The organism is Streptococcus pseudopneumoniae, from assembly GCF_001072315.1.
Lineage (GTDB): Bacteria > Bacillota > Bacilli > Lactobacillales > Streptococcaceae > Streptococcus > Streptococcus pseudopneumoniae_R.
In genome coordinates, this window is the sequence record NZ_JVLI01000039.1 from 1 (window position 1) to 631 (window position 631).

Below are 631 nucleotides of genomic sequence, written 5' to 3' on the forward strand. Positions count from 1 at the left end.
TTTCATCAATCGCCTGTGGGCTTACTTGTGCAGTCAGGTCAATCAAAACCTAGAAAAAATTCGTCAACGTGAAAGAGATACTCACCAAAGCTACAAACACATCGCACCAGTATACGCTATCGCTATTGTAGATAGCAATTACTTCTCAGATGATTTGGCTTTTCATAGCTTTAGTATGCGAGAGGACACGACAGGTGAGGTCTTAACCATCGCAACTAATGGACAAGAAAACCATTTGGTCAAGATGGCATTCTTGGAACTAAAAAAATATAGAGAAACCAGCAAAGATGAGGTTCGCAAGCCGTGGTTAGAGTTTTTTGGTAATAAGCCCTTTACCCAAGAACCCGAGCGAGCCATCAGCCAAGCAGACCAACTGCTGGACTATAAGAGCTGGTCCGAGGAGGACAGGAAAATGTTTAGTCAACTACGTATGCGCGAAGAACAAGCCTTGTTAGCACAGGACTATGCCTTGGAACAAGCGGAGGAAAAGGGCTTAGAACGTGGTCGTGCAGAAGGTATTGAACAGGGACTTGAACGAGGACGATCTGAGGGTCTTGAACAGGGACTGGAGCGTGGGAAAGTTGAAGGAAGGGAAGAAGGGAAACTTTTTGCCTTCTTAGACATGGTTCGC

Annotated in this window: 1 protein-coding gene; it reads left to right on the plus strand. The window is 45.3% G+C overall.

Features of this window, described 5'->3' with window-relative positions; all coding sequences use genetic code 11:
- Positions 1-631: PD-(D/E)XK nuclease family transposase (locus ADH54_RS01725; protein WP_049523763.1), on the plus strand; the 631-nt coding region annotated here is incomplete at both ends.